Origin of the sequence: Acinetobacter sp. NIOH-H-8 (genome assembly GCF_046635365.1) — a bacterium.
Lineage (GTDB): Bacteria > Pseudomonadota > Gammaproteobacteria > Pseudomonadales > Moraxellaceae > Acinetobacter.
The window spans coordinates 1-558 of sequence record NZ_JBHDVN010000131.1; the positions used below are offsets into that span (position 1 = coordinate 1).

Consider the following 558-nt stretch of genomic DNA (forward strand, 5'->3'; position numbering starts at 1 on the left):
TGCCTGTACTACTCCGCGTGAAGCCGAAGAAGCCGCGTCTAAAATCGGTGCCGGCCCGTGGGTAGTGAAATGTCAGGTTCACGCTGGCGGCCGCGGCAAAGCGGGCGGTGTGAAGGTAGTAAAAAGCAAAGAAGAGATTCGCGCCTTTGCGGAAAACTGGCTGGGCAAACGTCTGGTGACCTATCAAACAGACGCTAATGGCCAACCGGTAAACCAGATTCTGGTTGAAGCGGCGACCGACATCGGCAAAGAACTGTACCTCGGCGCGGTGGTTGACCGTAGTTCTCGTCGCGTGGTCTTTATGGCGTCTACCGAAGGTGGCGTAGAGATCGAAAAAGTTGCGGAGGAAACCCCGCATCTGATCCATAAAGTCGCGCTCGATCCGCTGACCGGCCCGATGCCGTATCAGGGACGGGAACTGGCGTTCAAATTGGGTCTGGAAGGTAAACTGGTGCAGCAGTTCACCAAAATCTTTATGGGCCTGGCAACCATTTTTCTTGAGCGCGACCTGGCGCTAATCGAAATTAATCCGCTGGTGATCACTAAGCAGGGCGATCT

Annotated in this window: 1 protein-coding gene; it reads left to right on the plus strand. The window is 55.0% G+C overall.

Annotation, left to right across the window (positions count from 1 at the left end; all coding sequences use genetic code 11):
• The coding region (locus ACEWB7_RS17385; RefSeq protein WP_411581010.1) for an ATP-grasp domain-containing protein at positions 1 to 558 on the plus strand (558 nt) is incomplete at both ends.